The sequence below is a fragment of the Aliarcobacter faecis genome (genome assembly GCF_013201705.1).
GTDB classification, from domain to species: Bacteria; Campylobacterota; Campylobacteria; order Campylobacterales; family Arcobacteraceae; genus Aliarcobacter; species Aliarcobacter faecis.
This window is the reverse complement of the sequence record NZ_CP053837.1, coordinates 1859604-1886356: the sequence shown is the minus strand read 5'-3', so window position 1 is coordinate 1886356 and position 26753 is coordinate 1859604. Positions and strand designations below refer to the sequence as shown.

Genomic DNA, 26753 nt, shown 5'->3' with positions numbered 1-26753 from the left:
GCGCAATTATATCAAAAGTATCTAAAGCAAGAGTTAATCATATTTTTCATTTTTATAAATTTAAATGATAAATAGGAGTATCAAAGTTTGTATAAGAGTTTAAAATTAGAGTTAAATCTTAAAAAAGTAAAATTTTAAATCCTATTAGTATTAAAACAACTCCACCTAAAATTTCAGCTTTTTTCTCATATTTTTCACCACCATGATTTCCTACATAAACACCAATATAGCTTATAATAAAAGTAGTAAATCCTATAATAAATAGTGATAAATAGATATTTACACTAAAAAGATGTAAACTATATCCAGCCGCCATTGCATCTAAACTTGTAGCAATAGCAAGAGTTAATAAAATCTTATTTGTTACTTGAGTTATCTCTTCTTCAATATTTTCATTAAAAGCTTCATATAACATTTTCCCACCAATTGCAAGAAGTAAAAGAAATGCTACGATTTTATCATATCCTTGAATATACTCTCTTAATCCAATTCCACCTAGAAAACCAATAAATGGCATTAAAGCTTGAAAAATCCCAAAAAATATTCCTGCTTTTAGAGCCATAGTTTTTATACTTTGTTTATTTTTTATTCCAAGTCCGATAGAAACGGCAAATGCATCCATAGATAGAGCAAATGCCAAAATTAAAACTTCTAACATACAATTCCTCTTTTTTTATATAAGGCGGAAATTATAACTAAAATAGCAAAAATAAAACTTGCAAACAAAAAAGGAGACTCAGGAGAGATTTTGTATAAAACTGTACTTAAAAGAGGTCCAACAATTATTCCAAAACCTTGTGAAGATGAAACTGTTCCTGCTGCAACACCTTGTTCATTTGCTTCTACACTATTTGCAGTAATTGCCATAAATGCAGGCATTATCATACCTAAACCAATAGTTCCTATACAAAAAGCAAGAGTTAATTCAACTTTTGTTGATATTAAAGTTATTAAAAAATATCCTATTGTTGCAAAAATTGAACCTAAAATTAACCAAGTTATAGATTTTACATTTTTTAGTTTTGAAACTACAATTTGAGTAGCTATAAATACAACTCCGATTATTGCTAAGATATAGCCAGTAGTTTTTGCAGTATCTATTTCATTCATTTGAAATTTATCTAAGATAAAAAATCCTAAACACACTTGAGAAGTAACAATACTAAACATAGTAATAAACGAAGCAATCATTGGAAGTCTTAATCTTTTATCAAAAAAGTGTAAAGGAGTATCTTTAGTTCTTTCTATTTTTTTATCTTTTTCTAAAAAGAAAACCACCATAAATACTGCAATTAAAGGTAAAATAGCAGCAACATAAAGTGGAATAGCAAGTCCAAAACTAGCTAATGCTCCACCAACAATTGGTCCTAAAATCATTCCTAAACCATTTGAAGCCCCAATACTTGCCATATAAGAAGTTCTTTTTTCTGGACTTACTTTATCTGCAATTAAAGCATTTGTTACAGGTGGAACAGCTGAATAAAATACTCCTATTAATAATCTAGTTGCTATTAAAACTAAAAGTGAAACAATAACTAGAGGAGGAGTAATTACTGCATAATTTACGAATAGTGCTAAAATTAAATATGAGATAAAAAAGCCAAAAATTGCAAGGAGTAAAATATTTTTTCTTCCATAAATATCACTTTTTTTACCCCAAAATCTTGATAATAAAATCCAAGCAATTCCAGCAAGTGCGACCATAACTCCTGCATGCCACTCTTGTAAACCTAATTTTCGTATGATTGGTCCAACAACAGCTAAAAAAGCCATCATTGAAGATACACATAAAATTGTTATAACCATTAAAGGTTTAATCTCTTTCATAATTTCCCTTTTTTATTATATATTCTATTTTTGTTGATAAATATATTGATAAAAGCCCTATTAAGGCACAAATTAATATGATTTTTTCATAGCCTAGAATTCCTGACATAGATACTGATAGTGAGCTAAATAATATTCCTGAAAACATATAAATACTATGTTGAATAGCAAATTGTGAAGCAGGAGTTTTATTTGAGGATAAATCCATCATAAGTGTTGTCATAAGAACTTGTGAAGGAGTGTAAAACATAAATATAACTCCTATTACAAACATTACTAAAAAGTCATTATTATGATTTTTAAATAACAATAACATCATTAATATTCCAATAAACTGTCCAAAAGCTGCAATGATTAGAATATTCTTTTTCCCAAATTTATTTATTACATAAGAAGCACCAAAAGAGGCTAGAAATCCTATTCCATAACCAACTATATGAACTGCAAATCCTATTTTATCTAAGCCCCAACCTAAATCAACTAAAAGTGGAGTTGTAAGTCCAAAGGCTGAACTAATAGTAGCTGGGTATAAAAAAAGTAAAATAAACCAAAGTTTCATCTCTTTTGTTTTCCAAAAAGTAAAAAATTGTTTAAAATCAATCTTTTCTACAAAATGCTGATGTTTCATCGTTGATTCACTATAAAAAAATATTTGTATTAAAGATATTGTTGTAACGATTGCCATAATAAACATAGTAAAGTGCCAACCAATTTTAGAATAGAGTATAAGTCCAACTCCTCCACCTAAAACCATACCAATAAGTCCACCAGCTGTTTTAATAGCATTTATTATAGAACGCTCTCTTTTGAAAGTTATTTTAAATGCAAAGGCATCAAGAGCAATATTTTGAGAAGCTGCAAAAAAAGCAAAAAGTATCACTAAAAAAATAATGGCAGTTAAATGTTCATCTATATGTAAAATAGAAATTGTCAATATTGATAATACCATTAACGATTGAAAAATGATAATCCAAGCTCGATAATGTCCCATCTTTTTAAAGTATATTTTATCTATAAAAGGTGCCCATAAAAATCTAAATACCCAAAAAAGTCCAATCATATAGATAAAGCCAAGATTTTCTAAAGAAACTCCATTTTGTCTTAAAATTCCAATAAAGGCTTCCATAAAGAAGCCTAAACCTAAAAATTGAGTAGTATATAAACTAAACAACAAAGTCATTTGTGACCAAGTTAATTTTTTTTTCACAAAGTTCCTTTATTGTTTATATTCCACTCTTTGACTCTTTGTTGAGCTTCAAACATAGAGTAGTATTTACCTTTTAATGAAACTAAATTTTCGTGTCTTCCTTGCTCTTTTAATTTTCCATTTTCTATAACCAAAATATTATTTGCATGAGAAATAGTTGAGAGTCTATGAGCTATTACTATGACAGTTTTATCTTTGATTAGTTCATCTAAAGCACTTTGAACTGCAACTTCACTTTGTGTATCTAAAGCACTAGTTGGTTCATCTAATATTACTATTGGAGAATCTTTTAGTATGGCTCTTGCTATACTTATTCTTTGTCTCTCTCCTCCACTTAAGCTTCCACCAATTTCTCCAACTTTTGTCTCATAGCCTTTTGGTAATCTTGAGATAAATTCATGTGCATAAGCTTTTCTTGAAGCTTCTAAAACTTCTTCATCACTTGCATTTGGTTTACCCATACGAATATTATTTAAAATAGTATCATCAAACAAATATACATCTTGAAATACAACAGAGATATTTTTCATTAAAGTTTGTGGTTCTATGTTTTTTATATCTACATCACCTATTTTTACACTACCTTTTATTGGGTTATCATATCTCATTATAAGTTTTGTAATAGTTGTCTTTCCACTTCCTGATGGTCCTACAATTGCTGTTAAAGAGTTCTCTTTGATATTTAAAGAGATATTTTCTAAGACTTTTTGATTGTTGCTATCGTAGTTAAATGAAACATCATTAAACGATATATTGAAATTTTTTGGTTTTTGTATTGGTTTTATAACTTCAAACTCTTTTGTATCAAGTAATTTTTTAATATTTCTAAATCCAGCTTCCATTGTGTCAAATACACTTGCTACTGCTAAAAAATTTGCAAAAGGTTCACTTAGTCTTGAAAGAATAACTAAAAGAGCCAATAGTGTAGCAACTGTTAATTCTCCTTTTAAAATAAAAAGTGTTCCGATTACTAAAATAGTTAAAAACAAAAATTCAATTAAAGTATTCATCACAACCATAGGAATAGATGAACCAAATAGACCTTGTTTTTGAATTTTTCTTACATTTGAAATTGATTTTTGAAGTTGTTGAGCATTTTTTCCTATTTGATTAACAGCTCTTAAAACAGGAAGTCCTTGGATATATTCAACTGTATCAGCTTCAAGTGTAGAGTTAGCTTTAGCTATTTCATTTTTCTCCCATTTTGTACCTTTTCTACTCCATTTATAAATTGGTATTGATAAAATAATTGCAATTAAAAGTGTAAGAGCAAGTATTGGGTCTATAAAAAAAGTAGCAACTATTATAACTATTGGTACAACTGCTACTTCAAAAAACATTCCTGCAATTATTCCCATATGTAAAACTGAAGAATCAACATCACTAGCTAATATGGAGTTTAATTCACCTGTTCTATATGAATAGAGTTTTTGTAAAGGCATAGTTTTTATTTTTTCACCTAATCGTACTCTTAAGTTATGAGTAGTCTCTACTAAATCACCAGAGTAGTTAAAATGACTAGCTTTCCACTTAAAGATAAAAGAAACTAAACTTAAAATTGTAATAGTAGCAAACCAAAATAAGGCATCGTTCAAATTGAAATTATCAGCAAAGATAGTATTTAATAAAGGATAAAAAAATGCAAAAGCTAATCCTTGAAAGGCAAATGAGATAATAAAATAAAAATAGCTTTTTTTAATCAGATGCTCTTTTCCTTTTGCAACTTCAAGTGTGATTTTATAAGAGTCCCAAAATGAAGAGTGTTTTTCTTTATTCATTATCTACTCCTTTTTCTAGATTCCATAAACTAGCTTTTTCATAATTACTCCAAAGATTACTATAAACACTTTTTGTTTTTAAAAGTTCTTCATGTTTTCCAATTTCACAAATTTTTCCTTCATCAAATACTATTATTTGATCAGAATCTTTGATAGTAGAAAGACGATGAGCTATCATAATTACTGTTTTATTTACAGTTAAATTTGCTAAAGCTTTTACTATCTCTTCTTCATTTTCAGGATCTGCAAAAGCTGTTGCTTCATCAAGTACAATGATTGGAGTATTTCTTAAAATTGCTCTTGCAATTGTAATTCTTTGTTTTTGTCCACCAGAAAGATTTGCCCCTCTATCCCCAGCCATTGTTTCATAACCATTAGGTAAACTTAAAATAAAATCATGAATTTGAGCTGCTTTTGCAGCATTTATAATCTCTTCATCTGTTGCATTTAAATTTGCCATTTTGATATTGTTATAAATTGTATCTTGGAATAAAAAAGTATCTTGAAAAACAAAAGAAACAGTATTCATCAAAGTTTCACTAGAAATTTCTTTTATATTAATGTCATCTATTTTTATAGCACCACTAGTTACATCCCAAAATCTAGGAATAAGTTTAGCAACAGTACTTTTCCCAGCACCACTAGGACCAACAAGTGCTGTTACATTTCCTTGATTTACTTTAAAACTTATATCTTTTAAAGTATAATTATCTACATTGTCATATTTAAAAGATACATTTTCAAACTCTATATCAAAGTTTTTTACATCTTTAGGCTCTTTTGATATTTCAAGAGATTTAACTTCTAAAACTTCTTGAATTTTAAGTGCAGAAGTTTGAGATTTTTTAATATGATTATTTATCCACATAAGTGGCATCATAGCATCTGCCATTCCTGTACTTAAAAACAAAGCACTAATAAAAGCAAATAGTTCAAGTGAATTAAAATTTAAAAGAATAATTCCTGTGATTAGAACAGCTATTAAAGTAGGGAGCGGACTTAGAATAATCATTCCAAGTTTTGCACTAAAAGCACTTACATTCATCCAATGATGTAGATTGTTTTTATAGTCAATTAAAGCATCATTATATCTTTTAAATGAAGTTGTTCCATCATCAAAAGTTCTTACAACAGGCATAGCTTGTGCAAATTCAATAACAGCCTTATTTATATCTGATTGGCTTTGTTCATACTTTTGTCTTAAAACTTTTGAATCTTTCAAGGCAAATGACATAGTAATCCAACCTAGAATAAATACACTAAGTGTTGCAATAGCAAATCTATAATCAATAATTAAAAGTATAATTAAAGTAGTAATTGGTGCGATTATACTTTTTGCAATCATAGGAGTACTATCTGCAACAAAAGCATGTAGAGTTTTTACATCATCTTGAACTACTTTTTTTAAAGCTCCTGAACCATTTGAAATAATATATCCTAAAGGAACAGTTGCTAAATGTTGTGATAGTTTTGTTCGTAATATTTGCTCTAAATGAAAAGCACCTAAATGAGAGACCATAAAACTACCCAATCTTGCTAAAAAGGCAAGGATAGTTAAAGTTGCTAATAAAAGTATAGTATTAAACAAATCTAATTCAACTCCAAATATAACTAAAGGCGTATTTAGTAAAATATGAGTTAATGCAAATGATAAAAGCAATAAGCTTAAAATTAAACTTATTGCTCCAATGCTTGACATTAACATAGCTATTCGAATTTTAAATTTAACAGGTGATATAATAGCCCAAAGTCCCCGTTTTTGTTTTTCTTTTTTCATGATAAAATTCCTATAAAATTTTTAAGATAGAAAGTAAAGTAGATATTTATCTACTTTGCTTTAAAAGAATTATTTTTTATTTAATAAGTATTAAAATTTATAAATTGCTCCAATTCCAAACTGTCTTGGATCATTAAATCCAACCCAAGAAGAGCCAGCTTTTGACATATATGAAGTTACATAATCTTCATTTGTAATATTATTTATATAACTATAAATATCCCAATCTTTGAATTTATAACCAATTTTTGCATTTGAAACTATTCCTCCATCTGCTCTAATTAATCTATCATTATTTGCTCCATCAAGATAACTTGTTTTCCCTTTTGCATTAAAATCTAATCTTCCATAGATTCCATTATTTGCTAAATATGAAATCCCTAAATTTGCTGTGTAAGAAGGAGTATTTTCTATCTTTTCTCCATCATATTTTCTAGTTCCATTATCATAATCGTCATATTTTGCTTGGATTAATCCAACTGCTCCAAAAATAGTTAAATTATCAGTTAAAAAGTATGTACCATCAACTTCTATACCTTGAGAATGAGCTTTTTTAGCATTACTAGTAGCAAATACAGTTCCTCCCATAAGCTGTTTATAAACATGAATATCTTCTATATTCATTCTAAAAATACTTGTATTTAAAGAAAAATCATCTCCTATATATTTTGTTCCAACTTCATAATTTACTGATTTTTGTGGTTCAAAAGTATTGTCTTGTTCTTTTGAAGTTGAAGGATAATAGTTAAATCCTCCTGGCATATAACCTTTTGAAATTGAAACATAAGTTGTTAAGTTATCATTGATTTTATATGAAAGAGCAGCTTTGGGTAAAAAAGTATTCCAAGTTTTTTCAGCATTATATGGTACATCAGGCATTGGCATACCTGCCCAGCTTGATTTAGCTATTACATCTATCTCTTTTTTGATTTTTTGGTATCTTCCACCTAAAGTTAATTCAAAATTTTCTCCTAATGGAATCATAGTTTGTCCAAAAATAGCTTGTGTTTTACTATTTGAATCTGAATAAGCATCTCCTATATAAACAGCTCCAAAATAGAGTTGTTCTGCACCATAAGGACCTTGTTTTCTATCTTCTTTATCAAAATATAGTCCAGTTACCCATTTTATATCTTGATTTTTACTTGAAATCTTAAGTTCTTGAGAGTAAGTATCAAGTTCTGTATAATTAAATTGTTTTAATCCATCACTTGCAGTATTTGCTCTATTATCTGTATCAAATTCTGAATCATAGTCTGTTTTTTTATGAGTTGTTGTTGAATCAATTTTTATTTTTTCAAGTTCATAAGATAGATTTAAAGCTTGTGATTTTACCTTTGTTTTATCCCAAGCAGGTATATCAAAGTTTGCATTTTTGGCATCTTTTCGTTTTAAACTATTTATATCAAGACTTGGGTCTGAACTAAATCCATCCATAAAATATTTTTTTTGATAGTTATCTGCAACTGTTAGTTTTGCAGATAGGTTATCTGTTGGTTTATATAATAAAAATCCACTTGTTTTTCTATCATTTTTTTCATTGGCATGTTTATTCATACCTGGATAGTGATTTTCTATCCAACCATCAGTATGATTAAAAGAGCCATTTATTCCAGCAAATAGTTTATTATCTATTATTGCTCCACTTGTATTTAGTTTTGTATTTAAAGTATTGTCATTTCCATACTCTGCTCCAAGTGTTCCATGCCACTCATTTTTAGGGGCTTTTGTAACTATATTTACAACAGCTCCTATTGCATCTTTCCCATAAAGTGTTCCTTGTGGTCCTCTTAGAACTTCTATTTGTTCTACATCTGCTAAGCTAGGATTATAATCATATCTATCATAATATGGAACTCCATCTACATAAATAACAACTGGATTATTATTTGTAAACACAGAAGTATTTAATCCTCTAAATGAAACCATAGCTCCATTTGTGGCATTTAATAAATTCATATTTGGAACTTCTTTTGCTATATCAGAGATATTTTTAATTCCTTTTTGCTCTATATCTTCTTGAGTAATCACAGTAATACTTTGAGGAACATCTTGAATATTTTCTTCCATTTTATTTGCACTTACTGTTATATCATCAAGTTTAATTGTTTGGTTTTCATTTGCAATAAGTAATGAACTTACAAATAAAGAGACAAAAATTTTATTTTTTAACACTTTTTTTCCTTTTATCTATATTTAAATAAGTACATATTATAATAATAACTAATATCAACTTCAAGTAAAAATTTAATATATAAGTATTATTTTTTATGATTAAGGTTTTAAATGTCTTATAACTTCACTATGGATAATCTAAATGAGTTTATGAATTTATCTTCTAGAAAAGATTGTTCTATTATTTTTCCAAAAAATATTGGACAAATAATTTGTGAAAAAGAGATAATAACTAATGATATTTTACTTTTTAAAACACAGACTTTATCAAATGAAAATATAGCTATTTCTCAAATCTCAAAAATAGAAGGTCTTACAATAAATCTTTGTATAGATGGAAAAATTAAATATAAAGATAATATTCTTAAAAAAACAGCCAGCTTTAAAAAAAATGATACTTATATAAGATATTTAAGTGATTGTGATAGCACAATAATCTTAGATAAAAATCAACATGCAAGATCTTTAGGAATAGTTATAAGAAATGATTTTTTAGAAGATAATATTTGGAACGCTATTTCTTATAAAAAAGAAGATTTTATAAAATCTTCTTTAGACTTTATATTTAAGAATGAAAATTCAAAAAATATAAAATTGGCAAAGGAGCTGTTTTATTCACCTTTTCATAATGGTAATTTACATAATATTTATATTCAAAGTAAAGTTTTAGAGATAATTTATAATGAACTTAATGATATAAATAGATGTTTTTGTGTAGATAAATGTAGTTGTGAAAAAGTTAAATTATCAAAAGAGGATATAGACTCTTTATATAAAGCAAGAGACATTATTCTTTTAACTCATGATTTCCCTGATTTGGCAACTTTAGCTAGAAAAGTTGCATTAAATGAGTTTAAACTAAAATTTGGATTTAAAAAAATATTTAATACAACTCCAGGAAATATGATACTTGAACATAAAATGATTCATGCAAAACAACTTTTAGAAACTAGTGAATTTTCTATTAAAGAGATTTCAACCTTTGTTGGATATAAGTATCAACAAAGCTTTACTAATGCTTTTTTTCAATTTTTTAAAGTTTTACCAAAAGATGTTATGAAAACAAGAAAGTATTACTTTTAAAATTTTTATTTAAATATTTTCACTTGTAATATAAAAAGTTAATTTTTTTTAAGCTTTTCTATTATACTATACCCCTATATAGTATATTGAATATTTTAAAGGATAAAAGAATGGCATATTGTTGTGATGTAGAACGAAAAAAATTACAAAATAGAATAAATAGAATTCATGGGCAAGTTCATTCACTAAAAAATAGATTTAATGATGAAAACTTAAAATTAGAAGATGACCCTTATGAGATTATTAGGCAATTAACAGCAATTAAAGGTGCAGTAAATGGAATGATAAACTCATACATAGAACACTTTGCAAAAGGGCATATGATAGAAAATATTAAAAATGGAAGTTCTGCTGATGCAGAAGCACAAATAGATAATCTTTTAGAGATTATAAAAGTATATGGAAAATAAAGGGGATAAAATGGCAAATTGTAATTTTGGATTAAATGATCATAAACCATTTTTAGGTAAAGGTAAAGAAGATAATCATCATCACAACTATGATAAAGAGCATAAACATAATTTTGTAAATAATTCTTCAAAGCAAAAATTTGTATTTAGTACAAAAAAAGAAGAGCATATACACTCTCATAATCATACCGTTAGTTGTGGTCATGAGCATGGAGTATGTGGACATACTCATGATCATAGAAGTGCAGATAAAAAAGTTTTAAAATGGGCTTTATCAATAACAATGATAACTATGTTTGTAGAGTTCTTTTATGGATTTTTATCAAACTCATTAGCTCTTATTTCAGATGCAATTCATATGTTTACACACTCTTTTGCTTTGATTGTTTCACTTGTTGCAATAATAATAGCAAGTAAGGTTGCACCGATTTCTAAAACTTTTGGCTATTATAGAATTGAAGTTTTAGCTGCTTTTATAAATGGAATAACTATTATTTTATCAATAATTTGGATAGTTTATGAAGCAGTTGAAAGATTTTTAAATCCTCAAGTTATTGATATAAAAATGGCAATGATTGTTGCAATAATTGGGCTTATTGTAAATATTATTACAGGTATTATTTTAATGCAAGGGGATAAAGATAATATAAATTTAAAATCAGCATTTATTCATATGTTAAGTGATGCTTTATCTTCGGTTGCAATTATTGTAGGTTATATTGTAATTTACTATACTTCTTGGTATTTTATAGATATTATTTTAGCAGTTTTAGTCTCTCTTGTAATTTTAAAATGGGCTATAGATATACTTAAAAACTCTACAAATACTCTACTTGAAAGCTCACCTGTTGATGTAAAAGAGGTTCAAGAATATATTGAAAAAAATGAAAAAGTTTTAGAGTTACATGATATTCATATTTGGGAGATTACTCAAGATATGTATAATATGACAGCTCATGTAAAAATAGACAAAAAAGATTTACAAAATTATGAAGAGATTTTAAATCGAATAAATCATAATTTAAAAGAGAAATTTAAAATAGTTCATACAACTTTTCAGTTTGAGTGGTAGGATTGTAACTATCCTCTTTTATTATTAAAAAAGAGGATAGTAATAGCTAAAGATACAACACCAAGTAAAAACATTGGAACTAAACTTGTAAAAGCTATACTAAAACTAATATCTTTTAGAAATATCCCTTTTATTAACTCCAAATAATATTTTAAAGGAATAAAATCTGTAAATGGTTGCAACCAACTTGGCATATTTGAAATAGGAGTTGCAAAACCTGAAAGCATAAAAGATGGAAGTAATACTACAAAACTTCCTAAAATAGCTTGTTGTTGGGTTTTTGAAATAGCAGAGATAAAAAGTCCAACTCCCGACATAGAAAATAAAAATACAAAAACACTTAGATACAAAAGTCCAAAAGAGCCATTAAAAGGAATACCAAAAATAAAAATAGCAAAAAATAGTATAAGTGTTGATTCTAAAATACTTATAAATAGTGCTGGTAAGAGTTTTCCTAAAAGTATTTCAAATGAGTTTAGAGGAGATACTAAAATCTGTTCAAAAGTACCTAGCTCTCGTTCTCTTGCTATTGATAAAGATGTTAAAAGCATAGCAACAACCATAGTAATTGAGCCAAATAGACTTGGAATTATCCACCAAAAATTATCTAAATTTGGGTTATAAAAAGTTCGTGGAATGATATTAATTTTAGAAAAATGCTCCTCTTTTTTAAAGTAGTTTAGGATAATTTGATTTATATAACCCTCTACCACTTGAGCTGTATTTGATTTTCTTCCGTCTAAAATTAGTTGAATATTTGCATTTTGTTGTTGAAGATTTTTTACAAAATCATTGGGGATAACTATAAATGCGATAGCTTTTTGAGTATTGATTAGCTCTTTTCCCTCTTCATAACTTTTCACAAAAGTAAGAGATTTTATTCTAGTTGAACCTTCAAAATTTCGAACTAGCTCTTGACTAGTTTTGCTACTATCTTGATTTAAGATTATTAAATCTATATTTTTAACTTCTAAAGTTGCAGCAAAAGAGAATATCAAAACTTGAAAAATAGGTGGAATTACAACGACAATTAAGCTTTTTTTATCATTTTTTATAGATAAAAACTCTTTTTTTATTAGAGCTAATAATCTTTTGAACACTATAAATCCTTTTTAAGTTTTTTAAGAACTATAATAAAAAATATCGTACTTACAACAAGCATAGCAAAGATATCTACGATAAATATTTCATAGATATTTCCCACTAAAAATATTGTTTGTAGGGACTCAACAAAATATCTAGCAGGGACAATCAAAGTAACAATTTGTAACCATTGAGGCATATTATCTATTTCAAATAGAAAACCAGAAAGTAAAAAAGAGGGTAAAAACCCTGCAATTAGAGAGATTTGAGCTGCTACAAATTGGTTTTTAGCTAAAGTTGAAATAGTTAATCCTATCATCAAAGAGGAGATTAAATATATTGAACTTATAACTATAAGCATAAAAAAGCTTCCAATAAATGGTATCTCATACCAAAAATATGCTACAACAAAACATAAAAGCATAGAGAGCATTCCAAGAGCAAAATAGGGGATAATTTTCCCTAAAATAATTTCAGAAATTGTTGCTGGAGTTGCCATAATAGCTTCCATAGTTCCTCTTTCCCACTCTCTAGCAACAATTAAAGCTGTTAATAAAATACCAATTAAAGTCATCACAATAGCGATTGAACCAGGGATTAAAAAATATCTACTTAAAATTGGTGGATTAAACCAATATCTTGAAACTACTTTTATAGCATCATCTTGTACAATATTATTCTTTTTTGCCCAAAGTTTTACTACTCCATTTGCATAATTTTGTATAAGTCCTGCACTATTTGGCTCTGTTCCATCTGTAATTACTTGGATATTATATTTTTCATCAATTCCAAAATCATTCTCTATACTTAAAATGGCTTTTATCTCTCCTTTTTGCATAGCTTCTATTTCAAAATCTTTATTTTTACTTAAATTTACATCAAAATATTTTGAAACAACAAAAGAGTTTATTAAAGTATTTGAAGCTTGATTTTCACTTTTTGAAACTATTGATATGGGGATTTTATTTGCATCAAGACTAACAGCATAACCCATTAAAAAAAGTAAAATTAAAGGTAAAATAAATGCTATTAGAATTGAACTTGGATCTCTAAAAATTTGTAAAGTCTCTTTTAATAGAAGGCTTTTTAATCTTCTAAAATTCATTTTATATCTTCTTTATCATATTTTGTAACTAAAGTTATAAATGCATCTTGCATTGAGGCATTCTCCCCTACAAGTGCTTTTAACTCGTCTGGAGTTCCACTTGCTATATTTTTACCCTTATAAATTAGCATTATTTTGTCACAATATTCAGCTTCATCCATAAAGTGAGTAGTTACCATAATAGAAACTCCTTTTTTTACCAAACTATTTATGTGTGTCCAAAACTCTTTTCTAGTTATTGGATCAACTCCAGAGGTTGGTTCATCTAAAAATAGAACTTTTGGTTCGTGAATTACTGAACAAGCTAGGGCAAGTCTTTGTTTTATACCAAGAGGTAAAATTTGTGCATTCATTTTTAGATAGTTTTTAAAATCAAATATCTCTATAATCTCTTTTATTTTTTTATCTCGTAACTCTTTTTCTATTCCATAAACTCCTGCAAAAAACTCTAAATTATCTTTTATTGATAAATTTCCATATAATGAGAACTTTTGAGCCATATATCCAATAGAAGTTCGTATAGTTGATTTTGATTTATATAAATCTTCGCCCAAAACTTTTGCTGTTCCAAAAGTTGGAGTTAAAAGTCCACAAAGCATCTTAAAAGTTGTAGATTTCCCAGCACCATTTGGTCCTAAAAATCCAAATATTTCACCATTTCCTATCTCAAAATCTATATTGTCTGTTGCTATAAAATCACCAAACTTTTTAGTTAAATTTTTTGCTTCGATTAACTTTTTCTCTGATTTTTCCTGAAATTTCATATTCTCCACAAGTTTTGAGTAGGGTTTTGTTTTTACATTTAAAATATCAACAAAAGAGTCTTCAAATATTGGTTCAACCTCTTCTATTTTTATACTATTTCCTAAAGTTTGGATAATCTCTTTTGGTAAAAACTCATTTTTAAGAAGATTTACTCTTATTTTTGCACCAACTAAAACGGCATCTAATACCTCTTTTTGTTCCAATATTTTTGTAAGAGCATCTCTTTTTTTATAAAACTCTCCACTTACTAAAAAAACTCTATTCTTCATATTTTGTCTAAACTCTTTTGGAGTTCCTTGATATAGACAATCTCCTTCATTTAGTAAGATAACTTCATCACACATATCAGCTTCATCAAGATAAGAGGTGCTCCAAACTACTGCAATATCATCTTTTAATAACTCTTGTACCATTTTCCATAAATCTATTCTAGAAATAGGATCAACTCCAACACCTGGTTCATCAAGTAAAAGAAGTTTTGGCTTTTTTATCAAAGCACAAGCAAGTCCAACTTTTTGTTTCATTCCGCCAGAGAGCTTTCCTGTTAATCTATCTTTAAAAGGTTTTAGTGAAGTAAATTCCAAAAGTTCATCTATTCTCTCTTGTAAGTTCTCAACACCTTGTAAATTTCCATAAAGACTAAGGTTTTCATAGATACTTAAATCTTCATATAAACCAAATTTTTGTGGCATATATCCTATTTGTTGTAAAAATTCACTTGTTGTGTTTGGCATTTGATAACCCAAAACTTCAAGTTTTCCAAAGCTAGGTTTTAATAAACCTGTAAGCATTCTAATAAGGGTAGTTTTTCCTGCTCCATCAGGTCCTACAAGACCTGTGATTTTCCCACTAGAGATTGAAAAATCTATACTTTTTATAGCTTTATTATTGATAAAGTTTTTTTCAAGTTTTAAAGCTTTTATTATTTGCATTTTATTTTGCTACTTCTAAAGTTACAGGCATTCCTTGTTTTAGTTTATCATCAAAGTTTTTTATAATCACTCTAAAACTATAAACCAAATCTGCTCTTAACTCTTGAGTCTCTATATTTTTTGGAGTGAACTCAGCTATAGGTGAAATGAAAGAAATATATCCATTATATGGCTCTTTTCTTGAATCACTAAAAACCAATATTTCAAGTCCAGTTTTTATATCTCCTAATCTCTTCTCATCAATATAGGCTCTAACCCATAATTCATCACTTTTTGCTATTTCTAAAACAGTTTCACTTGGATTTGTAATTGAACCAATTTCTTTATATCTTGAAAGAATTGTACCATTAACAGGAGAGGTAATTATTGTATCTTTTAAATCAACTTTTAGTTTCTCTATTTGTGCTTCTAAAACTTTGATATTTGATTCTTGTATTTGTACATCTTCAATTCTATAACCATTTTTTAGTAGTTCATAATTAGCTTTTGCTTTTTCTAAAGTAGCAAAGGATTGTTTATAACTGAGTTCAGAAAGTATAAAACTTTGTTCTGAAACAGATTTTGTTTTATATAACTCTTTTTGTCTTGTATATGTATCAGTTGTTTTTGCTAGACTCATTTTTGCTTCTTCAAAATTGGCTTTTGCTTGAGAAATCTCTTCCTTTCTAAAACCAGTTTTTAACTTTTGTAATTCAAAATTTGAAGACTCTAACTTTGCCTCAAGTTCTTTTAATTGCTCTTTTAAATTTTGATTTTCTAAAGTTACTAAAATTTCATCTTTTGATACATTTTGCCCTTCATCTTTTTTTATATCTTCTATTTTACCTGTAAATCTAAAGCCCAATTTTACAGTTCTTTTATCAATGTTTCCATAATATTTTGTTTGACTTTCTTTATTTATAAAGAACTCATTATATATTTTCCATGATATTAAAACAAATATTAAAATGGCTAAGGTTATAATTATTTTCTTTTTCATATTAATCCTTCAAAAATGAGTTTAAAATATAAGATATATGTTCTTTTATTATACTTACTAATATCTTCAATACTTTTATTTGTGTGATTTTTTAAGCCAAGTCTTTGTTAAAACCTAAACTTGTACTCATTTGTTTAAGATTGAACTATACAATTATTATACTTACTAATATCTTCAATACTTTTATTTGTGTGATTTTTTAAGCCAAGTCTTTGTTAAAACCTAAACTTGTACTCATTTGTTTAAGATTGAACTATACAATTTTTTAGTTTAAATGGTAGATTTAGAGTTTATAAATAAGGTTAGACCTTATTTATAATAAATTAAAACTCATATTTTAGAGCAAATCTATAATCTCTTCCCATTTCGTGTCTATATTCGCCATTTCTATCTAAAGTTGTATGTTTTCCATAATCTTTATTTGTTAAGTTATTAACAGCTAAAAATATAGTCCAATCAGAATTTATATCATATTTCATATTAACATCATGTGTTGTATAACCACCTCTTACAACAGGATTATCTATTCCACCAACAGCATTTAAAGTATAATCAAAAACTAAGTTTTTCATAGGTTCAATTCCAACATTCCAAACAAATTTATCACTATCATAAGCTCCAATTCTTCTTAGAGTTATAGACTCATCAACTCCAGGTACAATACCAGAATCATCATTTATAGTATTTGTTTTAACTTTTGTAAATCCTAAAGCAGTTTGAAAAATATCATAAGCATAAGATAATTTCAATTCATAACCTTTTGATTCAAACTCATTTGAAGCATTGAAAATATCAACCAAAGTTCTTCCACCTTCTCCACTTCCACCATTTGTAGCTTTTGCTATTATTACATCTTTAATTTTAGTTTTAAATACATTTGCATTGAAACTTAAATAATCATCATTTAATAATGTATCTCTTTTTTCATATTTGTATCCAGCTTCATATCTTTTTGATTTTTCAGGATCAAGTTTTGATGAATATTGTGTATCTTTTTTGATATTTGTCATCCAAGTAAATGGTATAATTCCACCCATTCTACTTGCTTGTCCGTAGTTTGCATAAATTAAAGAGTTATCTGTGATAGCATAATCAAGTCCGATATTTGGTGAAAATGTATCTCCTGTTGCTTTTCCAAATCCAGTTTCAAAACTGTAATCATCAAATCTTAATCCATAATCAATCCCTAAATCAGAAATTTTTGTTCTACCTTGTAAAAATATAGCCTGATTTTTTGAGTTTACATCGGAATATTTTGTAATTGCTTTATCCAAATTATGTGGGTCAAAACTTCCTTTTCCATATTCTTTTGAATAATCAACTCCAAGAGAAATTTTGTTTTCCCAAGAAGATACATCAAAATCAAAATGATTTTGTACTTTTAAACCAAAAGTATCATTTTTATAATCTTTATTTTGTGTTTTTCTATCAATTTTTACTTCACTAAAGTTTAGATTTGTTTCTAAGTTTAGTAAATCATTTGGATTGTAGTTGTGATTTAAAGCATAGTTTGTTGTTGTCATTACTATCTTTTCAAGTTTTGATGGGTCAGTATTTAATCCAACATCACTTCCAGCTTGTCCCCACTGATATATTCCATTGTTTTCATTTTGACTAATAGTTGCTCTTAAATCATTGTTTTTTGTATCTAATAAACTTAGTTTAAATAGATAATCTCTATCTTTATATCCAGTTGCTAAAACTTTATCTCCTGCTCCATTTTCGTAATTCTCACTATTTACTCCACCAATACTTACATATGCTCCTAAATTTTCATTAAAAACTGAATATGCAGTTGCATTTCCTAGTTTTTGTTCAGCATTTGTATTATAACCAGCTTTAAAAACTGTCCCATGATTTTTTCCATTTTTAACAAAATCTTGTGCATCTTTTGTAGTCATATTTATACTTCCACCCAAAGCTCCACTCTTTGAAGCGTCAGTAGATGTTTTGATATCTACAACTTTTAGTAATTCAGGACTAACCCCTAATTCATTTCCTCTATGTTGAAACATATTTTTCCCTTGCTTTGCTCCATCGAGTGAAATATTTAGGTTTGAGCTTTCAATACCTCTTAAATATATCCTTTGTGCATTTTTTGCACCACCACCAATCTCTATTGAAGAGTTGTTTTTTAACATCTCTGTAAGAGAGTTTTCTTGGTGTTGTTCTACTTTTTGTAAATCAATATTTACTGTATTTGTATTTGTCTCTTTTTTCTCTTTTACACTAATTTCATCAAGAGTAATTGTTTGAGCAAATATTAAAGATGGGGCTAATATTAAAGATAGTTTTATAAGCTTAATATTATTTGTTTTCATTATGTTCCTTTTATAATATATAATTATTGCAACTAAGTTGCAAAAATGAATTCTAATAAAATGCAACTTAGTTGCATATTAATTGTAGAGATTTATTTCAGCCTAAATGGTTTGTTTTTTGGATATAATCGCCAAAAATTATATAAAGAGTTAATATGATAGATATAAAATTACTACAAAATGAGTTTGAAAAAACTAGCCTTTCTTTACAAAAAAAAGGAGTTTCAAATGAAGTTTTAGAAAATCTTAAAACTTTAGCTTTAACAACAAAACAAAAAAGACAAATTATGGAAGAAGTAACAGCTGAACAAAATTTGTTAACTAAAGAGTTTCCTAGATATAAAAAAGAGAATCTTGATACTAGTGAGCTTCAAGAAAAAATTAATAGTTTAAAAACTAAAAAACAAGAATTTGAAGATGAGGTTAGAAACCTAGAAGAGCAACTTTCAAATATTGTTTTAGGAGTTCCAAATCTACCAGATGAGGGTGTTCCTTTTGGAGCTGATGAGAATGAAAATGTAGTTTTGGAAGTAGTTGGTACTAAACCAACTTTCTCTTTTACTCCTAAAGAGCATTGGGATTTATCTTGTGATTGGCTAGATTTTGAAAGAGGAGTAAAGCTTGCAAAATCAAGATTTACAGCACTTAAAGGCGATGGAGCAAGATTAGAGAGAGCTTTAATAAATTATATGCTTGATTTTAATAGAGAAAGAGGATTTAATGAGTGGTATGTACCATTTATGGCAAACTCAAATTCACTTTTAGGAACAGGGCAACTTCCAAAATTTGCTGATGATTTATTTAAAATAGAGGGTGAAGATTTATATCTTATTCCAACAGCAGAAGTTAGTCTTACAAATCTTTATAATGATGAGATTTTATCTAAAAATGAGCTACCTTTACTTCTTACATCATATACACCTTGTTTTAGAAAAGAAGCAGGAAGTGCAGGGCGAGATACAAGAGGACTTATAAGACAACACCAGTTTGATAAGGTTGAAATGGTTGCTATTACATCTGCTGAACAATCTGATGAGGTATTTGAAAAGATGGTTCAAACTGCTAGTGATTTATTAAGCTCTTTAGGGCTTTGTCATCAAAAAGTACAACTTTGTACAGGAGATTTAGGATTTAGTGCAGCAGTTACAATAGATTTAGAGGTTTGGTTACCAGGTCAAAATAAGTATAGAGAGATTTCATCTATTTCAAATACAAGAGATTTTCAAGCAAGAAGAGCAAAAATAAGATATAAAGATGATAAGAAAAATATTTTTGTTCATACTTTAAATGGTTCTAGTTTAGCTGTTGGAAGAACACTGTTAGCTATTATGGAAAATTATCAAAATGAAGATGGAAGTGTTACTATTCCAGAGGTATTAAAACCATATTTAAAATAAAATAAAATTTTAGAGATATAAAAAAAAGGGAAAGTTTTAAACTTTCCCTTTTTTTATTGAGTTTTATTAAAAAAATATTAAAAAAAATACAATATAAAACCCAATTGGAGAGAACGACCTTTTTGACAGAGATTTTACCCAAAAAATGAAACATTTTTTACTAAGGAGAGATAAGTGTAAAAGGTAAAATCTCTTGATCGTTGAAATAATACAATTTTGAAACTTAAAAAATGCTATTTTATTGCTATGTTTATAAATAAAATTTGGAATTTAGTAAAAATTATTTTACAAAAACTTTAGAATCATAAAGTTTATTATCTACTTTTACTTCAATATGACCCTTTGTTACAGTATAGAATTTAAAACTATATTCATAACCTATCACAATATTTTTATTATTTGTTATAGGGATTTTTTCTTGAAAGTTCCCTATAGAGTTTCCTATATTTACTTCAATTTTTGAGTTATTTGATATTTTCCCAAAAATCGCTATCTTTACATAACAAATACCATTATAATCATTTTGAGTAGTTGTTTTATGCTGAATATTCTCACCCATTTTATTTTCATCATATATTGCAACTGCAAAGGCTTTATAAATATCATCAGAGTAAGAGTTAGAAAAAAAAGAGAAGAGTAAAAAAATAATACCTATTAATTTTGTCATAACTGTTTAGGTTTACCTATATAATAACCTTGTGCAAAATCTATTTCTAACTCTTTTAAGTGGTTAAAAATCTCTTGAGTTTCAACAAATTCAGCAACAGTTTTTATTCCTATCTTTTTTGCAAAGCTTGAGATTGTCTCAATAATAATTTTTTGTTTTTCATTTGAAGTTATATTTTTTATTAAAGAGCCATCAATTTTTATATAATCAACATTTAATTTTAAAAGGTGTTCAAAATTTGAATATCCACTTCCAAAATCATCTATTGCTATTTTTGCTCCAATAAGTTTTACTTTATTTATAAAATCTAAAACTTCATCATAGTTTTCAATTCCTTCTGATTCTAAAATTTCAAAAGTAACTCTTGAAGCAGTTCTTGTTTTTTTTAAAGTTTTAATTATAAAATCAACTGTCTCTTTATTTTTTATATCATCAATAGATAAATTTATAGAGAAAAAATCTCTTTTTCTTTTAAAAGTATTACAGGCATTTAAAATAACTCTTTGTGAGATTTTATGATATAACTTTATCTTTTTTGAGAAATTTAAGAATTTAAAAGGGGAAATTATATTTCCATTTGAGTCTTTTAGTCTTACAAGAGTTTCATAAGCTAAGATTTCACTATCATTTACATTCACAATTGGTTGATAAAAACAGATAATTCTATCTTCTGCAAGAGCTTTTTTTATCTCATAAGCCATATTTATATTATCTTTATATTTCTCTTCAATCTTCTCATCTTCATTATAAATAAATACTGTTTCATGTGAATTTTTTGCCATACTTACAGCAATATCAGCTTTTGAAAGAAGTCTATTACTTGCTTTTGCTATTCCAACAGAAAAACCTAAAGATATAGTTTTATCTTCTATTAAATACTCTTCATTTTCAAGTATAGATAAAATTTGGAAAGCTTTTTCTTTTAATTCATCATAAGAAAAATTATCATAATAAGTAATTGCAAATTCATCTCCACCAACTCTATAAGCTTTTAATCTATTTGAAAAAAATCTATTAGCTACTTCTTGAAGAATTTTATCTGCATTATAAATTCCAAAAAAGTCATTTACCTCTCTAAATCCATCTATATTAAAAATCATACAAGCTTTTGGATTGGTTTTTAAAATATCTAAAAGTATTTTTTGTCTATTTGGTAATTTTGTAAGTAAATCATAATATGTTAATTTGTAGTTTTCTTCTTCTAAAATTGCTTGAGAAGTTATATCTCTAGCAATCCCAATAATCCCGATTACTTTACCTTCTTCATTATAAAAAGGGGCTTTGTTTATTTCAAAGTGTCTTAAAACACCTCTTATTGTTCCACACTCTTTTACTGTAATTGCTTCAAGCTTTTCTAAAACTTCTAAATCAGATTCTTGACAATTTTCTCCAAAAGTATGCCAATTTGGACTATTTGAAAATCTATCTCTCTCTTTTTGTACAAAATATAGGTCATTTTTCCCAATAGCATCTTCTGGAAGAGCATTTAAAAACATTTTGCAAGTAGCATCATTTGCATAGATATAATTTCTATTTAAATCTTTAATCCATAATAAATCAGGAAGATTTTCTGTAATTAGTTTAAGAAGATTTTCTGATTTAATAAGATTAGACATTTTTTTCCTTATTTTATTTTTAAAATTCGGATATTATATCATCAAAAGCTTAGTCTTAGGTTGTTATTCATAGCTAACTTTCCTTATTTTTTCATTATTTTTAATTTTTAACTCATCATAAAAAAGCTGAAATTTCTTTTTTTCTTCAAAAGATATTGGTGTTCTAATTGATTTATACTCTACAATTTTCCCATCTTTTAAAACACCTGAGATTTCAGCATAAACCCAATAAAATCCACTATCTTTTCTAAGATTTTTTACAAAACCACTCCATTTCCCTTTTGTTTGTAAATCTTCCCAAAGCTCTTTGAAAATAGATTTTGGCATATCAGGATGTCTTACAATATTATGTGATTTTCCTATAAGTTCATCAATACTATAACCTGAAATTTCTGCAAAAGTTTCATTTGCATAAGTAATTATTCCTTTTAAATCGGTTCTTGAAACTATAAGTTCATCTATTGGTACAATAGTCTCTATTAAAAAATTACCACTATTAAATTGCATATTATTTTCCTGTTTCATCAAACTGTTTTGCGAAACCTATTAAATCTTTTCTTTTTAAATCACCATGATAAACAATATCTTCAACTCTTACATCTTTATCATTTAAAACTTTTGGAACAGCATCAGAATTTTCTAATACTTGCATGTGGCTAGCTAACTCCTCTTCGCTATAACTCATCTGCATATCTGCACTACCAATGTATGGAATTGCTTCAATAACTTTTAGTTTTTTTAGCTCCTCTTCTACATTTTCACCTTCAATAGTAATAATTATTCTTCCTTTTTCATCATGCATATGATAATCACAAACACCAGATTTTTTTAGATTTTCTATAACACTATCAAGATACTTTGGTAGAGTTTGTACAACTATACTTGAAATATTCATTTTTTTACTCCTTTAAATTATAAAAGTTTATATGTTCGTCATCACTTGCGACAAAAAGTTCATCTTCATTTAAGAATAAAATATTTGTCAAAATTGCTTTATTGTTTATAAGTTTATATAAAATCTCTTTTGAATTTGTATCAAAGACAGCAACACTATTTTGTTCATCAAAACAGAAAGCTGCTTTGTTTGAGCTAGGACTTAAAGCTCCTGTATATATTAAAAAATTTGTACTTAAATAGTAAGGTTTAGAAAAACCAAAATTGTAAATAGCAACCCTTCTATCTTGTCCAGCTGTTAGTAATCTATCTTTTTTTACATCAACTTGAAAAACTCTATCAACATTTTGTCCTTTAAAAGTTTTTGTTTTTTTAAAGGTTTTAATATCAATTTGTGAAATTATTCCACTCTCATCTGCAACAAAAAGAGTATCTTTCTTTTCATTTAAAACAAAGTGAGAAAAAGAGGATTGAGAAATTTGTAACTCATTTAAAATTCTCTTCTCTTTTATATTATATATATAAATTTGATTCGATAAAAGTGCATAGATTATATTTTGGCTATCTAAAAACTTTGCATAAGCTATAAAAAGTCTATCTTTATGGCTTATGATATTTTCTAATTTTTCATTTTCATAGATAAAAATATCTCTTCCTCCACTTTGACCTTGAGATAAAATTAGAATTTTATTATCTATTATATCTGTACTATAAACCTTACTATCAATTGCTTGATTTGTAAAATCTTTGATTTTCTCTATTTCAATCTTTTTTATTAACTCTTTTTTCTCTATATCAAAAATATCAACACTACTAGCAGTTGTTGAAGCTAGAAGAAGATTCTCCTTTAAAACTAAGTTTGTAACTCCACCACTAGCTTTTAAAGAGAATTTAGGATTTAACTCTTTTATATCATTTGAATATAGATTTAAAATAAAAACAAAAAATAAAATATATTTTAAAAATTTCATAAACTACTTACCTTTATTGCATTTGTTGGACAAACTTTTATACAAAATCCACAAGATGTACAATTTGTATTTATACTTGGACGAAACATCCCTAAAAAATTTATGGCATCATCTAAACAAGGGTCTTTACAGGAAAAACACATTGTACTTTGCCAAGATAGACAAGATAATACATCAATATCTATTTTAGCTTCAATTTGCTTTTTATACTCTATATCTAAAACCTTATTTTTACAAGCTTCTGCACATAAATTACAATATGTACAACCTGAATTTGAAAAATCAAGTATTGGTGTACCATCATTGAGAATTTTTATAATACTCTCTTCACAAACTTTTTCACAATCTTTAGTTTTACACTCTATACAGTTTGTCAAAAAAAGATTAATATCTTTAAAATAGGGTGGTCTTATAGCTGTTTCTTGCTTTTCTTTTGTTTTAAAAGGTTTTGCAAGAGAGCTAAAAAGCTCTCTTCTTTGCATTTTATTTTACACCTTCTGTTACAACATCAATTAAGTTTGATTTATCATTTAAATCGCTACTTCTAAATTCTGGTGCAAAGTTGTTTTTTGGAACATTTACACTATTAGATTGTGGAGCATGGCAAGCTGAACAGTTAAATCTTGCATTTGATAAATGATCTAAAGGTTTAATAATAGGTTTTAAATCACTACTATTTGCTACTTCTTTTCCATCTCTTTCTAAATTACCATCTTTAGCAATAGCAACCGCTTCTCTAAAGCTTGTAAAGTGAGATTTTGGAATAGGAGTTGCTCCCATTGATTCTGCAACAGCTGGATCATGACAAGCTGTACATTGGTTATTATCTATTGTAATAGGAAGCATTCCTTCTGTATCATGTGGAATCATAGGTGGAGCATTTTCAAATGCTCTTTTAATTTTTGTACTTCCACCAGCTGGATCTGTCCCATATTTTGTCTCATCACTTACAACTTTATCTTCAGAGAATAAAGTATCTTGTCTAAGACCAATAGAATCATCTTTTATAGTTTTTGTTGCAGCAAAGCTAATTGTTGTAACTATCGCAGCTACAAATAGACTTAAAGTTAATTTTCCTAACTTCATTTTTTATCCTTTATATAGTTTCTTATTGAAAAATTAAGTGCATCATCGTCGCACACTTCAACACATCTAGCACAAGAAGTACACTCTTGTAATACAGGCTCACTTGATTTTGTAATCATATGAAGTACTTGAACTTCAGGACAAACAACCTTACATTTCATACAAGCAGTACATTTTTCGTGGTCGTGATGAACTCTAATTAGGCTAAATCTTCCAATTAGTGAATAAAATCCACCAAGAGGACAAATATGCCCACACCAACCATTTTTTAAAACAAATAGATCAAACAAAAATATTACTAAAATTGTAGCCCAACCAAATCCAAGACCAAATATTATTCCTCTATGTACCATAGATACAGGAGATACAAGTTCAAATGCTGTTACTCCTGTAACTATTGATAAAATCAAAGTAAGTGCAACTGCCCAGTATCTAATATTTCTTGATGCTGGTTGATTCTTCTGAATTTGTTGGAAATTAAACTTTCTTCTTAAATAATTTGCAAAATCTGTTATTATATTTACAGGGCATACCCAAGAACAAAATGCTCGTCCTCCAAGAATAAAGTAAAATATAGCTACTAAAAAAGCACCTAGTAAAATATCAAAAGATAATATTGCACCTGCAAATAACATTTGAAGTACTGCAAAAGGGTCACTTAATGGAATTTTTTCAAAAATTAATGAGGCACTTAAATTTCCCATTAAGATATTTATTCCATATATATTTGCAAGACTATAAAGAACTAAAATAGAGATTTGTGTAAATCTTCTAGCTATTAAAAATCTATACTTTTTCATTCTAATAAATCCTTCATATCACTATTTAGCGAATCTATTGCATTCTTTTTATTGATATTTGTTTTTGTTTTCTCTATTGTTGCATTTTTTACTCTTTTTTCATCTTCTTCATCCCAACCTTTAATATAGTGGTCTCCTGCTTTTCCAAGAGCAACTTCTCGTGGAAGTACAAAAATTGCTGGTTTTTCAGTAATACAGGCTTTTTCACAAAGCCCACAACCTGTACAAATATCTGTATTTACAACTGGTTTTAAAAATGCATGTTTTCCTGTTCGTTCATTTTTTTCATAAACTATCTCTATAGCCTCTCCTAAAATTGGACAGGCTCTATAACAGGCATCACATTGTATTCCCCAAAAAGCAACACAAGATTTTATATCAACAACAGCAACTCCCATTTGCATCTGTTTTATTTCAAATGCACCTTCACTATTTCTTACTTTTTTCTCATCTAGTGCATCTGTTGGACAAATAGGAACGCAAGGAATATCAACACACATATAACAAGGAATATCTCTTGGAACAAAGAAAGGAGTTCCTAAAGGTAAATTATCACCAGGTTTTGCTAATTTTAGTGTATCAAAAGGACAAGCTTCTACACAAAGACCACACTTAATACAAGTTGCTAAAAAATCACTTTCAGCAAGAGCTGCTGGTGGTCTAAGTATTAAAGAACTAGCCTTTACTTCACTTAAATATGCACTCCAAGTTAAACCACCAAGAATAGCTAGACCTAATGCTCTAGCACTTTTAAGAAGAAATTTTCTTCTATCTTCTTGATAGTTTTTTACTATATTCATCTTTTATC

The 26753-nt window shown here is 27.5% G+C and carries 24 protein-coding genes; 4 read left to right on the top strand and 20 right to left on the bottom strand.

Annotation, left to right across the window (positions count from 1 at the left end):
- Positions 1-118: 118 nt before the first annotated feature.
- From AFAEC_RS09470 to AFAEC_RS09445, 6 genes are all read right to left on the bottom strand, one after another.
- Positions 119-658 (bottom strand): manganese efflux pump MntP, encoded by a 540-nt coding sequence (locus AFAEC_RS09470; protein ID WP_026805170.1) that lies wholly within the window; start codon positions 656-658, stop codon positions 119-121.
- Positions 652-1827, bottom strand: a complete 1176-nt coding sequence (locus AFAEC_RS09465; RefSeq protein ID WP_026805171.1) for an MFS transporter — start codon at positions 1825-1827, stop codon at positions 652-654. The genes AFAEC_RS09470 and AFAEC_RS09465 overlap by 7 nt, the downstream gene beginning before the upstream one ends.
- On the bottom strand, positions 1814-3034 hold the full coding sequence (locus AFAEC_RS09460) for an MFS transporter (RefSeq protein WP_026805172.1): 1221 nt from the start codon (positions 3032-3034) through the stop codon (positions 1814-1816). The genes AFAEC_RS09465 and AFAEC_RS09460 overlap by 14 nt, the downstream gene beginning before the upstream one ends.
- Entirely contained in the window at positions 3031-4812 is a 1782-nt protein-coding gene (locus AFAEC_RS09455; protein WP_026805173.1) for an ABC transporter ATP-binding protein, read from the bottom strand. Before AFAEC_RS09455 ends, AFAEC_RS09460 begins: the two co-directional genes overlap by 4 nt.
- The gene (locus AFAEC_RS09450) at positions 4805-6589 is read right to left on the bottom strand and encodes an ABC transporter ATP-binding protein (RefSeq protein WP_026805174.1); all 1785 of its coding nucleotides are present in this window, start codon (positions 6587-6589) and stop codon (positions 4805-4807) included. The genes AFAEC_RS09455 and AFAEC_RS09450 overlap by 8 nt, the downstream gene beginning before the upstream one ends.
- Positions 6590-6679: 90 nt before the next feature.
- Positions 6680-8764 carry a TonB-dependent receptor gene (locus AFAEC_RS09445; protein WP_026805175.1) on the bottom strand — a complete coding sequence of 695 codons (2085 nt, stop codon included), beginning with the start codon at positions 8762-8764 and terminating at the stop codon, positions 6680-6682.
- A gap of 111 nt (positions 8765-8875) precedes the next feature.
- Between AFAEC_RS09445 and AFAEC_RS09440 the strand changes: the two genes are divergently transcribed.
- The 3 genes from AFAEC_RS09440 (at position 8876) to AFAEC_RS09430 (ending at position 11329) form a co-directional block, all read left to right on the top strand.
- Complete coding sequence (locus tag AFAEC_RS09440; RefSeq protein WP_026805176.1) at positions 8876-9847, top strand: helix-turn-helix domain-containing protein; 972 nt, start codon at positions 8876-8878, stop codon at positions 9845-9847.
- Between the two features lie 110 nt (positions 9848-9957).
- Positions 9958-10257, top strand: coding sequence for a metal/formaldehyde-sensitive transcriptional repressor (locus AFAEC_RS09435; protein WP_026805177.1), 300 nt, complete (start codon positions 9958-9960; stop codon positions 10255-10257).
- Positions 10258-10267: 10 nt separating this feature from the next.
- Positions 10268-11329 carry a cation diffusion facilitator family transporter gene (locus tag AFAEC_RS09430; protein ID WP_026805178.1) on the top strand — a complete coding sequence of 354 codons (1062 nt, stop codon included), beginning with the start codon at positions 10268-10270 and terminating at the stop codon, positions 11327-11329.
- 8 nt (positions 11330-11337) lie between these two features.
- Here the strand turns inward: AFAEC_RS09430 and AFAEC_RS09425 are convergent, their stop codons facing one another.
- From AFAEC_RS09425 to AFAEC_RS09405, 5 genes are all read right to left on the bottom strand, one after another.
- On the bottom strand, positions 11338-12429 hold the full coding sequence (locus AFAEC_RS09425; protein WP_026805179.1) for an ABC transporter permease: 1092 nt from the start codon (positions 12427-12429) through the stop codon (positions 11338-11340).
- Entirely contained in the window at positions 12429-13517 is a 1089-nt protein-coding gene (locus AFAEC_RS09420) for an ABC transporter permease (RefSeq protein WP_026805180.1), read from the bottom strand. Before AFAEC_RS09420 ends, AFAEC_RS09425 begins: the two co-directional genes overlap by 1 nt.
- Positions 13514-15214, bottom strand: a complete 1701-nt coding sequence (locus tag AFAEC_RS09415; protein WP_026805181.1) for an ATP-binding cassette domain-containing protein — start codon at positions 15212-15214, stop codon at positions 13514-13516. Before AFAEC_RS09415 ends, AFAEC_RS09420 begins: the two co-directional genes overlap by 4 nt.
- A 1-nt stretch (position 15215) precedes the next feature.
- Complete coding sequence (locus AFAEC_RS09410; RefSeq protein WP_026805182.1) at positions 15216-16193, bottom strand: efflux RND transporter periplasmic adaptor subunit; 978 nt, start codon at positions 16191-16193, stop codon at positions 15216-15218.
- 323 nt (positions 16194-16516) lie between these two features.
- Entirely contained in the window at positions 16517-18514 is a 1998-nt protein-coding gene (locus AFAEC_RS09405; protein WP_026805183.1) for a TonB-dependent receptor domain-containing protein, read from the bottom strand.
- A 155-nt stretch (positions 18515-18669) separates the two neighbouring features.
- Between AFAEC_RS09405 and serS the strand changes: the two genes are divergently transcribed.
- Entirely contained in the window at positions 18670-19911 is a 1242-nt protein-coding gene (gene serS, locus AFAEC_RS09400) for a serine--tRNA ligase (RefSeq protein ID WP_026805184.1), read from the top strand.
- 280 nt (positions 19912-20191) lie between these two features.
- Here serS and AFAEC_RS09395 read toward each other — a convergent pair whose 3' ends face one another.
- From AFAEC_RS09395 to napG, 9 genes are all read right to left on the bottom strand, one after another.
- A complete protein-coding gene (locus AFAEC_RS09395; protein WP_026805185.1) occupies positions 20192-20578 on the bottom strand; it encodes a hypothetical protein in 387 nt (128 codons plus the stop codon).
- Complete coding sequence (locus AFAEC_RS09390) at positions 20575-22194, bottom strand: EAL domain-containing protein (RefSeq protein ID WP_026805186.1); 1620 nt, start codon at positions 22192-22194, stop codon at positions 20575-20577. The genes AFAEC_RS09395 and AFAEC_RS09390 overlap by 4 nt, the downstream gene beginning before the upstream one ends.
- Positions 22195-22257: 63 nt before the next feature.
- Positions 22258-22701, bottom strand: coding sequence for a PAS domain-containing protein (locus tag AFAEC_RS09385; RefSeq protein WP_026805187.1), 444 nt, complete (start codon positions 22699-22701; stop codon positions 22258-22260).
- 1 nt (position 22702) lies between these two features.
- Complete coding sequence (locus AFAEC_RS09380; RefSeq protein WP_026805188.1) at positions 22703-23089, bottom strand: chaperone NapD; 387 nt, start codon at positions 23087-23089, stop codon at positions 22703-22705.
- Between the two features lie 4 nt (positions 23090-23093).
- Complete coding sequence (locus tag AFAEC_RS09375) at positions 23094-24059, bottom strand: hypothetical protein (protein ID WP_026805189.1); 966 nt, start codon at positions 24057-24059, stop codon at positions 23094-23096.
- Entirely contained in the window at positions 24056-24541 is a 486-nt protein-coding gene (locus AFAEC_RS09370) for a ferredoxin-type protein NapF (protein ID WP_026805190.1), read from the bottom strand. Before AFAEC_RS09370 ends, AFAEC_RS09375 begins: the two co-directional genes overlap by 4 nt.
- Position 24542: 1 nt before the next feature.
- Complete coding sequence (locus AFAEC_RS09365; RefSeq protein ID WP_026805191.1) at positions 24543-25145, bottom strand: nitrate reductase cytochrome c-type subunit; 603 nt, start codon at positions 25143-25145, stop codon at positions 24543-24545.
- Positions 25142-25945: a quinol dehydrogenase ferredoxin subunit NapH gene (napH, locus tag AFAEC_RS09360; protein ID WP_026805192.1), complete on the bottom strand. Its 804-nt coding sequence runs from the start codon at positions 25943-25945 to the stop codon at positions 25142-25144. The genes AFAEC_RS09365 and napH overlap by 4 nt, the downstream gene beginning before the upstream one ends.
- The gene (gene napG, locus AFAEC_RS09355) at positions 25942-26745 is read right to left on the bottom strand and encodes a ferredoxin-type protein NapG (RefSeq protein ID WP_026805193.1); all 804 of its coding nucleotides are present in this window, start codon (positions 26743-26745) and stop codon (positions 25942-25944) included. The genes napH and napG overlap by 4 nt, the downstream gene beginning before the upstream one ends.
- Positions 26746-26753 lie beyond the last annotated feature (8 nt).